Here is a 15,963-nt window from a genome sequence, read left to right as displayed (position 1 = left end):
TGGTTTTTCATCCAGCTGCGGTACATAAAACCGTTCTTATCGGCGGTGCCGAACCACTGGGCAGAGCGTAATGAGCGCTGACGATCAGACATAACAAAGCCTCCGTACAAACCGGGAAGAAGTAACAAACCAATAAAGGGAATAACGGTTTAGGCGTCAGGCCCGCTGACGACGGGTGTGCTTCCAGCGGTCAAACATCACCGCCAATAGCAGAATCGCGCCGCGCACCAGGTACTGGTAGAAGGTAGGCACGTTAAGCAGCCCCATGGCGTTCTGCACACAGCCCATAATCAGTACACCAACCACCACACCGGTAATCGTGGCGACACCGCCGGAGAGCGCCACGCCGCCCAGCACGCAGGCGGAAATAACCGCCAGCTCCAGACCCATGGAGGTATTGGGATCGCCCAGCCCCATGCGCGATGCCAGCAATACACCGACCACGCCTGCGACGACGCCCTGAAGGCCGAAGACAATAATTTTCAGGCGGCGGACGTTAACCCCCGCCAGCGCAGCAGCTTCGGCGTTACCGCCTGTGGCCAGCACATTGCGGCCAAAAGCGGTCATGTTGAGGATTACGCCAAAGATCACAAAGCAGGCCAGCATGGTCCATACCGGCAGCGTCAAGCCCAGAAAGGAAGCGCTGCCCAGCTCAAAGAAGCCCGGCACGGTAATCATCACGGCGTCACCGCCGGAGGTGATATAGGCCAACCCGCGAACAAACTCCATAGCCGCCAGGGTCGCAATCAGTGCGTTAATACCAAACCTAGCAATCACTATGCCATTGAAAACACCTACAGCGCCCCCGGCGACAATCCCACCGATTACGCCGATAAACACGCTACCCGTACTGGAGGTCACCACCGCCGCGACCACACCCGCAAAGGCCACCGTAGAGGCCACCGAGAGATCCACCTCGCCCAGCGCCAATACCAGCATCATGGTGGCGGCGAGACTGCCAATCAGGGTGATCGAGAGCAGTAGCCCGACCATATTGCGCCCGGTCAGAAACCCGGGAATAAATATTGCCAGGGCGATAAATAGCAGCAAAAAAATCGCAATCATGCCTGACGTATCGAGTAGGGTACGCAGCGGTTTGGCAAGCCCCTGGCGCCCCTTGGGGCGTGCAGGTGCATCCCCTTGGGTTACATTGTTAGTTGTCATGATGTTTTTCCTGAACATGTGTCCTGAACGTGTGTTCTAAAGAACTTATCGCAGCAAAAAAATTAGGCAGGCAGCGCCAGCCCCAGCAGGCGTTCCGGGGTAGCCGACTCCCGCGGCACCACATCCACCAGCTCGCCGTCGCGCATCACGGCGATGCGGTCGCAAATGGAGCTGACTTCGGCAATGTCGCTGGAGATCACCACCACGCTTTTGCCCTGATCGGCCAGGTCGTAAAGCAGCGAATAGATATCCCGCCGCGCACCTACATCGATCCCCCGGGTCGGCTCGTCCATGACGAAAAGATCAATCTCTTCGGCAAGCCAGCGGGCCAGAATCACCTTCTGCTGATTGCCCCCTGAGAGTTTGCCGATGGGTGATCGCGGGCCCGGCGTTTTGATGCTGAGCTGCTGAATATAGGATTCGGCGTTGCGCCGTTCACGGCCGGGGTGACGAAAAAGCCCCCAGCGTTTGAAAAAGCGCCGACAGCTGATATTGAGGTTATCGGCGACGCTGGCCACCGGGAAAATGCCCTGGGATTTGCGATCTTCCGGGCACATGGCAATCCCGGCACGAATTGCCTCGCCGGGGCTTTTGAAGCGCCGCGACTCGCCGTTAAACGTCACGCTGCCCGCTTTGGGGGACTCGACCCCACACACCAGCCGCAGCAGCTCGCTGCGCCCAGCACCCACCAAACCAAACAGCCCAAATACTTCGCCACGCTTGACGGAAAAACTCACCGGCGCCTTTAAGCCCCGCCCCTGGATGCCTTCCACGTTCAACACCACCTCGCCATGTTCCCGAGCGCGATAGCCGTATACGTCGTTGATATCGCGGCCGACCATTTCACTCACCAACAGGTCGTGATTAAGCGACGACATATCCTCGTGGGTGCGAATATGCTTGCCATCGCGGAAGATAGTGACCGCATCGCACATCTCAAATACCTCCTCCATGCGATGGGTCACGTAGAGCACAATTCGCCCTTCATCGCGCAGCCGTTGAACGATGCGCTTGAGTTGGCGGGTCTCCTGAATCGAGAGGCTACTGGTGGGTTCATCAAAGGCGATCACCTTGGCGTCCCTCAGCAGCGCTCGACCAATTTCAATCATCTGCTGCTGGCCGATGGAGAGCTCGCGTACCTTGGTCGAGGGATGGATGTCGCCCTCGCCTAGATCGGCCAGAATCGCCATGGCTTTTTCTTTCAACTGGCGGCGATCAATAAAGCCTCGCCGCGACGGCAACTGCCCTAGCAGCAGGTTTTCAGCCACCGACATATTGGGTGAGAGCGTTAACTCCTGGTAAATAATCGCGATCCCTTCGCGCAGCGCCTCCCTGGCATTACTGAACACATGGCGCTGGCCATCTAGCCACAACGCGCCTTCCTCCACGCGATTAACGCCACTCAGCACCTTGAGCAGGGTGGATTTACCTGCGCCGTTCTCGCCCATTAGGGCATGCACTTCCCCAGCGTGAGCGGCGAAGCTCACCCCATCCAACGCACGCACGCCGGGGAAGACAACGCTGATCGCATCAAAACGTAGATAAGCATCAGACATACGTGAGCACTCCTGCCAATAGCTTGTTACCGGTTCTGTTCTTTACAGACCCAGCGCTGCACGCACTTCTTGCCAGTTATTACGGGTCATTAGCGTGCCGGAAGTTTCGGTATTGGCCGGTGGCTCTTGATCCTCGCTAATCCAGCGGTAGAGGTCTTCGGTGGTCTGACGGCCATGCATGGTAGAGCTCACCGCCACGGTGCCATGAAAGCCGGTGGGGTTATCGCGGGAAAACTCGGCAAACGCAGCGCCCGAACCGTTAATACCCACACCGATCACGTCTTCTGCTGCCATCCCGTACTGCTCGGTGGCCCTGACGCCGCCGAGCACACTCTCTTCATTCAGGGCGTAGATAATCCAGTGCTCATAATCGCCATATTGAGAAAGTACCGGCGAGGCCGCGGAGAAAGCACTGGCGGTATCGCTGTTTTGCTGGGGTGCATCGAAAATATTGTCTTCCGGAAAGCCCGCTGCGAGCAGCGCCTCGGTGGCGCCATCGGTACGCTCTACCGCCGTGGGTAGCTCATTATTGGTGATGCGCAGCGCGGCCACCTCTTCGGGGTTCCAGCCGCGGACTTCCATCTCGGCGGCAATCGCTTCGCCTACCTGCCGCCCAATTTTGGTGCCTGACATACCCAAATGCGGCACGCCTTCCATCGGCTCACCGCTGGTATTGACAAACTGATCGTCGACGGTGACTACTTTCATGCCGTATTGATTAGCGCGGTTCATGATGGCTGGCCCCAAACGCACGTCCGGCGGACAGATCACAAACCCTTGTGCGCCCTGGGCATAGAGGTTATCAATCGCGCTGAGCACCTCCTGGCCATCCTCACCGCCCAGGCGTACCACGTCGAAGCCGAACTCTTCGCCAACTTCAGTGGCGGCCTTCTGTTCATTAATAAACCATGCCTGCTCAGGTTTTTTAACGATAAAGCCAATTTTCACCTCATCTTCCTGGGCCTGCACTGATCCCAGCGAAGCCAGCATAATCGCGCTACCGAGGGCTAAACGGGCAAACGTTGTCGTCAATTTCATTGTCATACTCCTGCGATTTTAAGTGTTGTTTTTATTGATATTTCCATCTTTTTATTAGCAAACCATTGGCGGTCATGAATCAACATTCGGCTGGGCCGAAAAGCGATATACCGTACGTGAGCGGTAAGTATCGCCGGGCTCTAAGATTGTGCTGGGAAATGCCTCCTGGTTGGGGGAATCGGGGTAGTGCTGGGTTTCCAGCGCGAAGCCGGAGCGGTGCCCGTAGGTCTGGCCCTGCTTACCGGTCAGGTCACCGTTAAGAAAGTTACCTGAGTAGAATTGGATCGCGGGTTCGGTGGTGGTGATCTCCACCATGCGACCACTCGCTGGCTCCCACACCTTGGCAGCCAAGACAAGCTCATCCGCTGCGGCGTTATCGCGATCCAACACAAAGTTATGGTCATAGCCGCCGCCGTAGGCGAGCTGTTCATTGTCTTGCTCAATGCGCTCGCCAATCAGGGTCAACTGGGTAAAATCGAACGGCGTACCGTCTACCGAGCGGAGCTCGCCGGAGGGGATCAGAGTGTCGTTGACCGGGGTAAACCCTGGGGCGTTGATCATTAGCTGATGATCAAGAATGGTGTCGCTACCCTCGCCTTTTAAGTTGAAGTAGCTGTGCTGGGTAAGGTTGATCGGGGTGGCTTTGTCGGTCACTGCCCGGTAATCCACCATCAGCTCGTCGTTATCGGTCAGCGTGTAGGTGACTTCAGTCTCCAGCCTGCCAGGGTAGCCCTCTTCGCCATCTTCGCTGGTATAGCGCAACACCAATCCAGTGCCTGCTTCGCTTTCGAACGGTTCGGCTTGCCAGAGTACTTTGTCGAAGCCCTGATCACCGCCGTGCAGGTGATTGCTGCCATCGTTGGTAGCTAATGAATAGCTTTCCCCATTAAGGGAGAATTGGCCGCCCGCGATGCGGTTGCCGTAACGCCCTATAAGGGCACCGAAATAGGGGTTGGCTTGGCGGTACTCATCGGAAAGGTATGCTTCCAGGGAGTCGAAGCCCAGCGCGATATCGTCGAATTCGCCATCCACATTGGGTGTTTTCAGCGACAGGATGATGCCGCCATAGTTGGTCACCCGAAGTTCGATACCGTTGGCGTTGGTAAATTGATAGACATCGACCTGGCGGCCGTCCGGTAAGTGACCAAACACCGATTTCTCAACGCCGTTTCCAGCGCCATTTCCCGCTGTCGCTTCAGTCTCGCTTTGTGCTTGAGCCGCGCTAAACATCAGCAGGGCGATAGCGGCGCTGAGCAGCAGCGTTGATCCAACGCTATGTCTTTGAGCGTCTACCTGAGTATTGATGAGTGGCATGATTTTCCTCCTGGGAGATCATTATTGTTATTGGAACTCCAATTCAGTCACTACAGTAGTCACGTCTTGCATAACCAACCAATATACAAACACCTTATTATCGATATACTTCTAAGTATCAATAATAACTAAGGGCTTATTCCATGGGCGTTCTCGGCGAGAACTGGTTTCTAGACGTGCGACTAAAGTTGCGCCATTTTCAGCTTTTTTTAGCCTTGGATGAGCAGCGCAACCTGCACCGTGCAGCGGAACAACTCAATATGAGCCAGCCCGCTGCCTCAAAACTGCTCAGCGACCTGGAAGCCAACCTGGGGATTCGGCTGTTTGATCGCCACCCCCGCGGGCTAACGCCTAACTGGTACGGCGAAATCATGATTCGCCATGCCCATAGCATGCTCTCGGCGTTACACCACACCGGCGAGGAGTTGAATGCATTAAGTGAGGGTAATGCAGGTACGGTAGCGGTCGGCACCGTTATGGCACCAGCGGTCACGCTGCTGACCAGTGCCATTGAGCGGGTGCACCGCGACCGGCCGGGGCTAAAGATCAGCGTGGATGTGGATGTCAGCAAGGTATTGGTACCGCGCCTGCTCGAAGGCGAGCTGGATTTCGCGATTACCCGGATACCCGCAGGCGTCGATGCCGAGCGCTTCGTATTTGAGGAAATTGGCGAGGAGGAGCTGTGCTTCGTATGCCGAGAGGGTCATCCGTTGGCAGGTAAACAACCGCTGAGTCTGGCCGATATGGCGGGCTATCCTTGGTCGCTACAGCCCCCAGGCGCGTTGATGCGTCAGCGGGTGGATAGTCTGTTTCTCCACCATCAGGTCGCACCACCGCGTCAGATTGTCGATACCGCCGATCTACTGCTCTCGCTGGCGCTGGTAGATAAATCCGACACCATCACAGTAACCACCCGGGAAGCCGCTGATCTGCTCTGCCCACCGCAACGTTTTCACCTGCTGCCCTTCAGCGAGACGCTAAGTGTTCAGCCCTACGGGCTGGTAAGCTTACGCCACCAGCGACTCTCCCCCGGCGCTGCGGCTCTAATGAGCACGCTACGCGAGATTATTGCCCTGTCCGATTAATGCGAGTGACGCGGCACGTCGGAACCTCGGCAGCCAACCAGAAAGTCAAAATCACAGCCTTCATCGGCTTGCAGTACCCGTTCGATATACAACTGACGGTAGCCGCCCTGGCTGGCGATCAGCGTCGAGGCTGCGGTGGGGTCGCTTTCGGCTAGCCGCGAGGCCAGCTCTTCGTCGCTGATCTCCAGGTGCAGTCGGCCACTTTCGCAGTCGAGTTCGATCCAGTCGCCGTTGCGTACCGCGCCCTACCCGACTCCAGTCATCCAAAGTGAGATCAACGCCGATGCGTCCAGCAATCGCCTTGAGGTGGATCACCGCGTTGGTGGAGCCGCCAATCGCCGCATTGGTGCGGATGGCGTTATCGAAGGCTTCCTTGGTGAGGATTTTTGACAGCCGTAGGTCTTCGTCGACCATCTCGACGATGCGGTTACCGGAGAGATGCGCGAGCACGTAGCGGCGGGAATCCACCGCGGGTATGGCGGCGTTATGGGGCAGTGAAGTACCCAGAGATTCTGCCATGCAGGCCATGGTGGAGGCGGTGCCCATGGTGTTGCAGGTGCCCGCGGAGCGGGACATGCCGGCTTCCGCGGCCATAAAGTCGTGGAGGGATATTTCCCCCGCCTTGACCTGCTCGGAGAGCTTCCAAACCACGGTGCCGGAGCCGATGTCCTTGCCCTTGTGCTTGCCGTTGAGCATTGGACCACCGGTGACCACGATGGTGGGAATATCGCAGCTCGCCGCGCCCATCAGCAGCGCCGGGGTGGTTTTGTCGCAGCCGACCAGCAGCACCACCGCATCAATCGGGTTGCCGCGAATCGCCTCTTCCACGTCCATGCTGGCCAGGTTGCGGGTAAACATCGCCGTGGGGCGCAGGTTGGATTCGCCGTTGGAGAACACCGGAAACTCGACCGGGTAGCCGCCCGCCTCCAGTACGCCCTGCTTGACGTGCTCCGCCAACTTACGAAAGTGGGCATTGCAGGGCGTCAGCTCCGACCAGGTATTGCAGATACCGATAATCGGCTTGCCCTGGAACTCATGGTCGGGGATGCCTTGGTTTTTCATCCAGCTGCGGTACATAAAACCGTTTTTATCGGCGGTGCCGAACCATTCAGCACTGCGCAGCGGACGTTGACGTTGTCCCATGAGGTTAACTCCTTGTTTTAGTTCGGTGACAGCTGACGCCCTGATAGTAGGTTTCTAGAGCAGGTGTCGAATGCGCAAGACACTAAACTACCCCACCTCACTAGTCGACCATACAAAAGTATATGTTGAACAATTTCTTTTAATGTTCAACATTAGCACTCCGCATGGGTCATTGACCCGTTGCATCACAGTGTTTTCACCAACGCTCTCAACAATGCTTTTCAAAACGCTTTTCACAACAAGAACCTTGAGGATTAGTGCCATGCTCAAATCGAAATACAGCTTGCTATTCACTGGCTCAGCCCTGCTGCTAGGCCTTTCGTCGGCTCAGGCGGCCGAGTACGAATGGAAGTTTCAGGCGTCAGAAACCTCGGGCGAGCCCAGCTTTAAAATTAAGCAAGAGTGGGCTGAGAAAATCACGGCGATGACCGATGGCCGTGTTGAGATCGAGGTAATGCCGATCAACTCTGTGGTGGGCCCCACCGAAACGCTGACCGCCGTTAGCGCAGGGATTCTGCAGGGCCATATGACCGACCCCAGCTATTTCTCCGGCCAGGATCCCGCTTTCGGTATGCTCGGTAACCTTGTCGGCGCCTGGCAGAATCCCTACGACTTCCTGGAATACATGAAGTACGGTGGCGGTGAAGAGCTCTACAACGAGCTGGTCGAACCTTATGGTGCGCATTTGATCAGCGCAGCGACCTTTCCGTTGGAGTCAGTCCCCTCCACGGTGCCCATCGAATCCATCGCCGACTTTGAAGGGCTTAAGATCCGGGCCCCTCAAGGCATGGTGTACAACATCTTCGAGCGCATTGGTGCCACACCCGTCAACCTACCGGGTTCTGAGGTGTATACCGGCCTGGAAAAAGGCGTGATCGACGCTGCAGACTCCACGGTACTCTCGAATAACGACGCCATGGGCCTGCACGCCTTCGCCCCTTACCCGCTCTACCCAGGCTTTCACTCCATGCCCATGATCGCCGTATCGATCAATAAAGATATCTGGGATGGCCTGCCCGAAGAGCTACAGGCGACGTTAGAAATTGCCTTCGACGGTATGGCCTATGACGCCATTGCCCGCCTCAAAGAGCAGGATATCGAGACCCTGCAGCGGCTTCAGGAAGACCCTGACGTTCACCCCTTCGACCTTCCTGCAGAGGAGCGCCGTAAGTTCCGCGCCGCAGCTGAGCAGGAGTGGCAGGAGTGGGCGGGTGAAAATGAGATGACTCAGAAAATCTATGACTCGGCGACCGCCTTTCTGCGCTCGCGCAATCTGCTCTAACGCTCTGTTCGCCATTCTCTGCTTCATTAACCTAACCAACGCATCGCTCGGGATACCCCGAGCGATGCGCGTAGAGTCGCGCCATGTCTCAGAAAACACCTGACAAGCAATACCGCTCTCCTCCCACCCATGACCTTCCCGAGATTCTCGAAACGGTTGAGGAAGTAGCGCCTGAACGCAATGCCTTAGACCGCTTGATTGCACGCGGCAGCCGGGCCGTTTCCTGGCTCGTGCTGGTGGCGATGGGTATCAGCGTCGTGGAAGTTTTTATGCGCTACGGTTTCAATAACCCTACCTCCTGGGTACACGAAACCGTGGTGTTTCTGATCGCGGTTATCTTTGTGCTGGGCGGCCCAGCGGCCATGGCGCGCAATAGTCATATCCGCGTCAAAGTGCTCTACGACAGCGCCGGGCCACGCTTAAAGTGCTGGATGGATCGCTTCAATGACCTGCTTACACTGATTTTCTGCCTGTCGATGAGCTATGCCGCCTTTCATATGTTCTGGGGAGCATCGCATAACCCGCTCGGCGAGTGGTCGCTGGAGCGCTCTGGCACCTCTTGGAATCCGCCCTTTCCCGCCATGGTCAAGGGCATGATCATGTTTGCCCTGATGTTGATGGCGCTACAGGCCTCACTGCATTTGTGGCAATCGATCCGAGCCAAGCCCAGCGCTGCAAGTGAGGAGCCTCGCTAATGGATATTTCAACTGCAACGATCCTCATGGTCGGGGCCATTTTCGCGCTGCTGGTCACCGGTCTGCCGCTGGCGTTTATTACCGGCCTAGTGGCGATGGCGTTCACCTTCGGCTGGTTCGGCGAGGCGGCGCTGCCCCTGGTCACCAGCCGCGTTTATGGCTTTATCACCGAGTATTCGCTGGTGGCGGTGCCCATGTTCGTGTTGATGGCATCGCTACTGGATCGCTCTGGCATCGCCAAAGATCTGTTCAACGCCATGCGCGTTTTCGCTGGCCGCTTGCCAGGTGGTGTAGCGGTGCAGACCATCGTAGTAGCGTTCTTCCTGGCCGCCCTCTCAGGCATTATCGGCGGTGAGATCGTGCTGCTGGGGATTCTGGCGCTGCCGCAAATGCTCCGCCTCGGCTACGACAAGCATCTCTCCATTGGGGTGGTGTGCGCCGGTGGTGCCCTGGGCACCATGATGCCGCCCTCGATCGTGCTGATTATTTACGGCCTGATCGCCAGCGTATCGATTGCCGACCTGTTCGCCGCGGCCGTTACTCCGGCGGTAATTCTAATGGGCTCTTATATTGCCTATGTGCTGGTGCGCTGCCTGAAGAATCCCGCGCTGGGCCCACCGTTGGATAAAGACACCCAGGACAACCCTTTCGCCAGCAAGCTGGACGCCGTTAAAGCCATTCTGCTGCCAGGGCTGATCGCCTTTTTAGTGCTAGGCACCATCTACGGCGGCGTCGCCTCGGTCACCGAGGCGGCGGCCATGGGTGTCTTCGGCGTTCTACTCGCGACCATTGTGCGCGGCGAGTTTACCCCCGGCATGCTGCACCATAGCCTGGGGCAGACCATGAACACCTGCGGCATGATCATCTGGATCGGCATCGGCGCTGCCGCCCTGGTGGGTGTTTATAACCTGATGGGGGGCAACCGATTTGTGTCGAGCTTGATTCTGGGACTCGACGTAGCGCCGATTGTGATCATCCTGGTGATGATGGCGATTATGCTGGTGCTGGGGCTATTTCTCGACTGGATCGGGATCGCCATGCTGGCCCTGCCGATCTTTCTGCCCATCGTTATTCAGCTCGGTTTCGACCCGATCTGGTTCGGCATTCTATTCGCCGTGAATATGCAGGTATCGTTCCTGTCACCACCCTTCGGGCCCGCCGCCTTCTATCTTAAGAGCGTGGCACCGCCGGATATCAGCCTGAAGGATATCTATCTTTCCGTACTGCCCTTTATGGCCATTCAGCTGTGTGTGCTCGCGGCGCTATTGATGTGGCCGCAACTGGCCATTTGGCCACTATGATAACCGCCATCAGAATGAGGAGATCACCATGCGCCTAATTCAATGTGACCACGACGGCCAAGTACGCGCCGCCCTGGTCGAGAGCGAAGAGCAGGTCAGACTGCTCAACTGCGACACCTACACCCTGGCCAACCGGGCCATTAGCGCCGGTAAGCCACTTAGCGAGATGGTGACGGAAGCGCTGACCGACACACGCCTCGATTATCAAGCGCTGGTTGACGCTAAGCGGCTGCTGCCCCCACTGACGCATAGCGACCCGGCCCACTGCCTGGTGACTGGCACCGGCCTCACCCACCTGGGCAGTGCTGATACCCGCTCGGCGATGCACGCCTCTTCTCAAAAACAGGCCCAAGCTGCAGAAGAAGACATGACCGACTCCATGCGCATGTTCAAGCTAGGGGTGGAAGGCGGCAAACCCGATGCAGGCCAGCTTGGTGCCCAGCCGGAGTGGTTCTATAAGGGCGATGGCCAGTGCGTGGTGGCGCCGGAAGCAGCGATCCCCTCTCCCGCCTTCGCGGAGGACGCGGGTGAGGAGCCCGAGCTGGCAGGGCTTTATGTGATTGGCAACGATGGCCAACCCTGGCGGGTCGGCTACGCGTTGGGTAACGAGTTCTCTGACCACGTTACCGAGCGCTTCAACTATCTGTGGCTGGCCCATTCCAAGCTACGCGCCTGCAGCTTTGGGCCCGAACTGTTGATCGGCGAGCTGCCTACGCATTTAGAGGGCATCAGCCGTATCCAGCGCGGTGGCGAAACAGTGTGGGAGAAACCCTTTTTAACCGGCGAGGCCAATATGGCCCATAGCCTGGCTAACCTGGAGTATCACCACTTTAAATACGAAGGCTTCCGCCGACCCGGCGATGTGCATGTGCACTTTTTCGGCACCGCAACACTCAGCTTCGCCGACGGCATTAAGGTGCGCGAAGGCGATCGCTTTGAGATCAACATCCATGAATTTGGCCGCGCTCTGCGCAACCCGCTAAGGGTGGAAGCAGCCGCCCCGGCCATCAGCGTGAAATCTCTTTAACTCATTCATAAAACTAGCCCAGAAGGAGAATGTATGACTTTGGAAGGCAAACTACTGATTGGTCAGCAGGCCGTCAGCGGTCAACAAGCTGATATTCATGCGGTGAATCCCGCTACTGGCGAGACCTTAGCCCCCGCCTACCCCGGCGGCAGCAAGGCGGAGGTCGAGCAGGCCTGTGCATTAGCCGAGGCGGCTTTCGATAGCTATCGCGCGACCTCCTTAGAGACGCGAGCCGCCTTTCTTGAAACTATTGCCGCCGAGATCGAAGCAATCGGCGATGAGCTTATTGAACGTGCCATGGCCGAAACCGGCCTGCCCCGTCCGCGTCTAGAGGGCGAACGTGGGCGTACCTGCGGCCAGTTGCGGCTGTTCGCCTCGGTAGTGCGTGCAGGCGAGTGGTTGGATGTACGCATCGACCCGGCACTACCCCAGCGTGAGCCGCTGCCCCGCGCCGACCTACGTCAGCGCCATATTGGCCTGGGCCCGGTGGCGGTGTTTGGCGCCAGCAACTTCCCGCTGGCCTTTAGCGTGGCCGGTGGCGATACCGCCTCGGCACTGGCGGCTGGCTGCCCGGTAGTGGTCAAGGGCCACTCTGCTCACCCCGGCACCTCCGAGCTGGTGGGCCGCGCTATTCAACGCGCGGTTGCTAAGTGCGAACTACCTGAGGGCGTCTTCTCGCTACTGTTTGGTTCCGGCAAAGAGATCGGTCAAGCACTGGTCGCCGACCCACGCATCCAGGCAGTCGGCTTTACCGGTTCACGCGGCGGCGGCACGGCGCTCATGGCTACTGCCCAAGCGCGGCCACAGCCCATCCCGGTTTACGCCGAGATGAGCTCGATTAATCCAGTGTTTCTGCTGCCGGAAGCGCTCAAGGCACGCGGCAAAGCGATTGCCGAGGGGTTTGTCGGCTCGCTCAATATGGGTGCCGGGCAGTTTTGCACCAACCCAGGGCTGGTGATTGCGGTTCAAGGCCCGGAGTTGGATGCCTTTGTTGCGGCGGCCGGTGAAGCGGTTAAGGGCAGCGCTGCCCAAACCATGCTGACGCCAGGCATTCACGACGCCTACCAGCAGGGCGTTGATCGACTCGCCAACCACGCCAAGGTCACCGAAGTAGCTCGTGGCCAGGCAGGCGAGACGGCGAACCCTTGCCAAGCGGGGCTGTTCGTTACCCAGGCCGAGGCGTTCCTCAAAGAACCCGCCCTCCAGGAAGAGGTATTTGGTTCGACTTCGTTGGTGATCGCCTGTGCCGATGCCCAGGAAGTAGCGCGAGTGGCTGCCCAGCTCGAAGGTCAGCTGACCATTACTCTGCAAATGGATGACGGTGACTTAGAGGTCGCCCGAAAGCTACTGCCAACTCTGGAGCGCAAAGCGGGGCGCATTCTGGCCAACGGTTGGCCCACTGGCGTGGAAGTCAGCCACACCATGGTGCATGGCGGGCCCTACCCGGCGACGTCGGATTCGCGCACTACCTCGGTGGGCAGCGCGGCGATTTTCCGCTTCCTGCGCCCGGTGTGCTACCAGGCGCTGCCGGAAGGGCTACTGCCTGAAGCGATCCGTGACGGTAACCCTTGCGGGGTATCACGCCTGATCGATGGCAAGCGGGAATGAACGACCGTCACTTGAGACGTTACTCAACGAAGGCGTCGGTGGTTTCACGATGACCGTATAGAAACGCATCGGCGACCTGGCGCAGCGGGGCTACATCCACCTCGCTGCGCCCGTTGGCGATCAGCTCGGCAAAGCGTGCGTAGAGGCCCTGATACTCGCGCTCTTCGGCGTCGATGATCAGCTCATCGTCAATCATCAGACGACAGCCGCCCTGGGTAAGACTCAAGCGACCGTTATCGGTGTCGATATGCATATCCCAGGTGGGCGGGCCGCTTTGACGAAAGTCAAACGCCGCCTCAATCACCGCGCCTTTCGGGTCGGTAAAGGAGAGATCCGCCGCAATCGGGGTTTGAGCGTTACTCGGCACCAGCAGCCGCGCCTGTTGCAGAAAGAAGGGTTGGGGCAAAATGGCGGTGGCAATCGACAGCGCATTAATACCGGGGTCGAAAACGCCCATACCGCCGGGTTCCCAGATCCACGCCTGGCCAGGGTGCCATACCCGCACGTCCTCCTTCCACTCGATCTCTACCCGCTGCACCTGCCGTTCGGCTAACCACTGCTGTGCGTGAGCCACGCCGGGAGCAAACCGCGAGTGCCAGGCGGCAAACAGGCTAACGTCCTGTTGCTTAGCGCAGGCAATCAAGTCCTCTACTTCGCTTAACGTCGCCCCTGGTGGTTTTTCAAGCAGCACGTGCTTGCCACGCATCAGCGCCACCCGGGCCTGAGAGTAGCGCAGATGTGTCGGTGTGCAGATTGAGACAGCGTTGATTTCAGGGTGGGCGTCGAGCATCGCTTCCAGGTTTTGATAGTCGGGTAGATGCGGCAGCGAGGCGTAGGGATCCGCTGTGGCGACAAGATGGCAGTTCGGGGTGGCGGCTATCGCGGGAAGGTGCTGGTCGCGGACGATTTTGCCCACGCCAACTAAGCCGAGGTTGAAGTCAGAGCTGAAATCAGACATACGCTTGCCTTTGTTATTAACCATTGAAAATGGGGTCAGGGGGTGGTGTGGGGCAACTCAACGCTGCGCCCTAATGAACTGACGCTGTGCTCAAGCCCCAACGCTGCGGCGGTGCCCGCCAACACTGCTTGGGAGGCTAAAAATGCCTCCCGAGGGCGGCGCAGCCGAATGCTCTCCATCAGCTGGCGGTGGCGCTCCAGGCTCTCTTCAGGATCCGGGGCGTTCTCGTTGGACATGGAGATCAGCATGTAGATGGAAGGTCGCAGGATATGCGATAGCTGCGCCCAGACGATATTGTGGGTCGCCTTAAAAATGGCTTCATGAAAGGCGACATCGCACTCGCTGTGCAGCCGTCGTTCCTCTTCACAGGTGGCATTGCGCAGATTCTGCCCCAGCCCTTCAAACGCCTCTTCGATAGCAACCAAATCACGCGCTTTGGCGCGCTTGGCGGCGGTCATCGCCACATAGGGTTCAACGTCCAGGCGGAAGGCGAGGATTTCACGCTGAATGTCTGGGTTGGGCGCTGCGTAGCGGGTTAACCAGTCGGTCACCTGGGCATCGAGAATATGCCACTCTGAGTATTCGCGCACCTTGGAACCATGACCGGAAATCCGCTCAATAATCCCCGCATCGACCAGTTGGCGAAGATCGCTGCGCACCGCTGAGCGATTGATCGCAAAGCGTTCGCATAGATCCATTTCCCGGGGCACTAAGTCACCGGGGTGATAGCGCCCACCAAAGATCTCCTCGGCGAGATGTTCGGCAATACTTGGGCGAGCGGCTGGCTTACTGGGAGATGACGTCACTGCGATAAGACCCTATTTCGATTCCTGTCAATCATACCGTACTTGACCGGTCGACTGTTATCGACGGCGTAGCATCGAGCCCCGCCCGCTGTTTCAGTTCCAGCCGCCGTTCATAGAGGCCTTTAGCACCCAGTGTGCCCAGCACCAGAACACCGCCAACCATGGCCATTGGCGCGGGCTGTTCGGCCAGAATCCACCAGGCCAGCAGCGTGCCTATCACCACTTCCAGCAGTATCAGCAAACCTACTTCAGCGGACGGGAGATACAGCGGCCCACGCTGCAGCAACGTCACGCCGCAGGGCACAATAATCAGACAGAGCAGGATCACCACGGCAAGCTGATTTGCTGCGGGCAGGCTCGGTTCGCTCCGTGCCAGCCAAAACAGCCCCGCAGTGCTACCCACAATAAGGCCGTTGAATACCAGCATGGGGCTCATATCCACCCCTGGGCGTGTGCGGCAAAGGGTGAAGTTAATCGCCAGGGTGGTCGCCGCCATCAAGGCGAAAGCGTTGCCGATCCAAGAACCTGCGCCCGCGTCATCGAGGGCGATCATGGCGACACCCGCCATACACAGTACTATCGCCAGCCAAGTGCGCCTGGGCAGGCGCTCTTTGAGGATGATCCAGGAAAGCACAGCAGCGATAAGAGGCGAACTGGCCAGTATCATCAGTACGTTGCCCGCCTTGGTGTACTGATTGCCCAGCACGAAACCACAGGTGGTGAGGCTGAACAGCAGCGCCACGGCGATACCCGTCCAGCCACAGCGACGGTAGGCTGCCAGCGTGCCACGCCCATAGCGCAGCAGGGCGATCAGCAGAAAACCTAACCCTGAAAGAAAGCCACGCCACATCAAAATTTCTGCATCGGGCAGGTCGGCTACTTTGATCAGCAGGGCATCCGGCGCCATGATGATCGCGCCCCCCGCGGTCAACAGCAGGCCCTGCTGGCGATGAGACAAGGTGCTCCAACGGCTCATTTTAGTGTTT

The 15,963-nt window shown here is 58.2% G+C and carries 14 protein-coding genes and 1 pseudogene; 6 read left to right on the top strand and 9 right to left on the bottom strand.

All coding sequences use genetic code 11. The annotated features are described in order from the left end of the window. Positions 1-156: 156 nt before the first annotated feature. The 4 genes from araH to KUC_RS08795 form a co-directional block, all read right to left on the bottom strand. Positions 157-1,164, bottom strand: coding sequence for an L-arabinose ABC transporter permease AraH (gene araH / locus KUC_RS08810; protein ID WP_040480005.1), 1,008 nt, complete (start codon positions 1,162-1,164; stop codon positions 157-159). Between the two features lie 62 nt (positions 1,165-1,226). Beyond that, positions 1,227-2,720 (bottom strand): L-arabinose ABC transporter ATP-binding protein AraG, encoded by a 1,494-nt coding sequence (araG, locus tag KUC_RS08805; RefSeq protein ID WP_007112826.1) that lies wholly within the window; start codon positions 2,718-2,720, stop codon positions 1,227-1,229. 42 nt (positions 2,721-2,762) lie between these two features. Next, entirely contained in the window at positions 2,763-3,758 is a 996-nt protein-coding gene (locus tag KUC_RS08800; RefSeq protein WP_007112825.1) for an arabinose ABC transporter substrate-binding protein, read from the bottom strand. Positions 3,759-3,830: 72 nt separating this feature from the next. Beyond that, complete coding sequence (locus KUC_RS08795; RefSeq protein WP_007112824.1) at positions 3,831-5,072, bottom strand: aldose epimerase family protein; 1,242 nt, start codon at positions 5,070-5,072, stop codon at positions 3,831-3,833. 143 nt (positions 5,073-5,215) lie between these two features. On the opposite strand from KUC_RS08795, the gene KUC_RS08790 reads away from it, so the two are divergent. Further along, complete coding sequence (locus tag KUC_RS08790; RefSeq protein WP_007112823.1) at positions 5,216-6,157, top strand: LysR substrate-binding domain-containing protein; 942 nt, start codon at positions 5,216-5,218, stop codon at positions 6,155-6,157. On the opposite strand, the gene KUC_RS20300 is transcribed toward KUC_RS08790, so the two are convergent. After that, a complete protein-coding gene (locus tag KUC_RS20300; protein WP_371827733.1) occupies positions 6,154-6,345 on the bottom strand; it encodes a hypothetical protein in 192 nt (63 codons plus the stop codon). The two genes, KUC_RS08790 and KUC_RS20300, sit on opposite strands and share 4 nt — an antisense overlap. Positions 6,346-6,451: 106 nt before the next feature. Beyond that, positions 6,452-7,219, bottom strand: a pseudogene (locus KUC_RS08785) (dihydroxy-acid dehydratase domain-containing protein); the annotation flags it as partial. 343 nt (positions 7,220-7,562) lie between these two features. Here KUC_RS08785 and KUC_RS08780 point away from each other — a divergent pair. The 5 genes from KUC_RS08780 to KUC_RS08760 all read left to right on the top strand — a co-directional run bounded on the left by KUC_RS08780 (position 7,563) and on the right by KUC_RS08760 (position 13,213). Further along, entirely contained in the window at positions 7,563-8,582 is a 1,020-nt protein-coding gene (locus tag KUC_RS08780) for a TRAP transporter substrate-binding protein (RefSeq protein WP_040480002.1), read from the top strand. A gap of 83 nt (positions 8,583-8,665) precedes the next feature. Further along, a complete protein-coding gene (locus KUC_RS08775; RefSeq protein ID WP_007112820.1) occupies positions 8,666-9,277 on the top strand; it encodes a TRAP transporter small permease subunit in 612 nt (203 codons plus the stop codon). Then, positions 9,277-10,578: a TRAP transporter large permease gene (locus KUC_RS08770; protein WP_007112819.1), complete on the top strand. Its 1,302-nt coding sequence runs from the start codon at positions 9,277-9,279 to the stop codon at positions 10,576-10,578. Before KUC_RS08775 ends, KUC_RS08770 begins: the two co-directional genes overlap by 1 nt. Before the next feature lie 28 nt (positions 10,579-10,606). After that, complete coding sequence (gene araD1, locus KUC_RS08765; RefSeq protein ID WP_007112818.1) at positions 10,607-11,605, top strand: AraD1 family protein; 999 nt, start codon at positions 10,607-10,609, stop codon at positions 11,603-11,605. A 33-nt stretch (positions 11,606-11,638) separates the two neighbouring features. After that, on the top strand, positions 11,639-13,213 hold the full coding sequence (locus tag KUC_RS08760; protein WP_007112817.1) for an aldehyde dehydrogenase (NADP(+)): 1,575 nt from the start codon (positions 11,639-11,641) through the stop codon (positions 13,211-13,213). Between the two features lie 19 nt (positions 13,214-13,232). Here KUC_RS08760 and KUC_RS08755 read toward each other — a convergent pair whose 3' ends face one another. Genes KUC_RS08755 through KUC_RS08745 form a run of 3 tightly spaced genes read right to left on the bottom strand, consistent with a single transcriptional unit; the run spans position 13,233 to position 15,953 of the window. Beyond that, positions 13,233-14,171 (bottom strand): Gfo/Idh/MocA family protein, encoded by a 939-nt coding sequence (locus KUC_RS08755; RefSeq protein WP_040480001.1) that lies wholly within the window; start codon positions 14,169-14,171, stop codon positions 13,233-13,235. Positions 14,172-14,206: 35 nt separating this feature from the next. After that, positions 14,207-14,977 (bottom strand): FadR/GntR family transcriptional regulator, encoded by a 771-nt coding sequence (locus KUC_RS08750; protein WP_007112815.1) that lies wholly within the window; start codon positions 14,975-14,977, stop codon positions 14,207-14,209. 31 nt (positions 14,978-15,008) lie between these two features. Next, positions 15,009-15,953 (bottom strand): DMT family transporter, encoded by a 945-nt coding sequence (locus KUC_RS08745; RefSeq protein ID WP_040479998.1) that lies wholly within the window; start codon positions 15,951-15,953, stop codon positions 15,009-15,011. Between the last annotated feature and the right edge of the window lie 10 nt (positions 15,954-15,963).

The sequence above is a fragment of the Vreelandella boliviensis LC1 genome, assembly GCF_000236035.1.
Lineage (GTDB): Bacteria > Pseudomonadota > Gammaproteobacteria > Pseudomonadales > Halomonadaceae > Vreelandella > Vreelandella boliviensis.
The sequence above is the reverse complement of the archived record's forward strand: the minus strand, read 5'-3'. Positions and strand labels throughout refer to the sequence as shown.

Bases quoted from the DNA above. Each gene is read 5' to 3' on its own strand.
- KUC_RS08800 (WP_007112825.1), bottom strand. From the start codon at position 3,758: ATGAAATTGACGACAACGTTTGCCCGTTTAGCCCTCGGTAGCGCGATT.
- KUC_RS08760 (WP_007112817.1), top strand. From the start codon at position 11,639: ATGACTTTGGAAGGCAAACTACTGATTGGTCAGCAGGCCGTCAGCGGT.
- KUC_RS08775 (WP_007112820.1), top strand. From the start codon at position 8,666: ATGTCTCAGAAAACACCTGACAAGCAATACCGCTCTCCTCCCACCCAT.
- araH (WP_040480005.1), bottom strand. From the start codon at position 1,164: ATGACAACTAACAATGTAACCCAAGGGGATGCACCTGCACGCCCCAAG.
- araG (WP_007112826.1), bottom strand. From the start codon at position 2,720: ATGTCTGATGCTTATCTACGTTTTGATGCGATCAGCGTTGTCTTCCCC.
- KUC_RS08780 (WP_040480002.1), top strand. From the start codon at position 7,563: ATGCTCAAATCGAAATACAGCTTGCTATTCACTGGCTCAGCCCTGCTG.
- KUC_RS08770 (WP_007112819.1), top strand. From the start codon at position 9,277: ATGGATATTTCAACTGCAACGATCCTCATGGTCGGGGCCATTTTCGCG.
- KUC_RS08795 (WP_007112824.1), bottom strand. From the start codon at position 5,072: ATGCCACTCATCAATACTCAGGTAGACGCTCAAAGACATAGCGTTGGA.
- araD1 (WP_007112818.1), top strand. From the start codon at position 10,607: ATGCGCCTAATTCAATGTGACCACGACGGCCAAGTACGCGCCGCCCTG.
- KUC_RS08790 (WP_007112823.1), top strand. From the start codon at position 5,216: ATGGGCGTTCTCGGCGAGAACTGGTTTCTAGACGTGCGACTAAAGTTG.
- KUC_RS08755 (WP_040480001.1), bottom strand. From the start codon at position 14,171: ATGTCTGATTTCAGCTCTGACTTCAACCTCGGCTTAGTTGGCGTGGGC.
- KUC_RS08745 (WP_040479998.1), bottom strand. From the start codon at position 15,953: ATGAGCCGTTGGAGCACCTTGTCTCATCGCCAGCAGGGCCTGCTGTTG.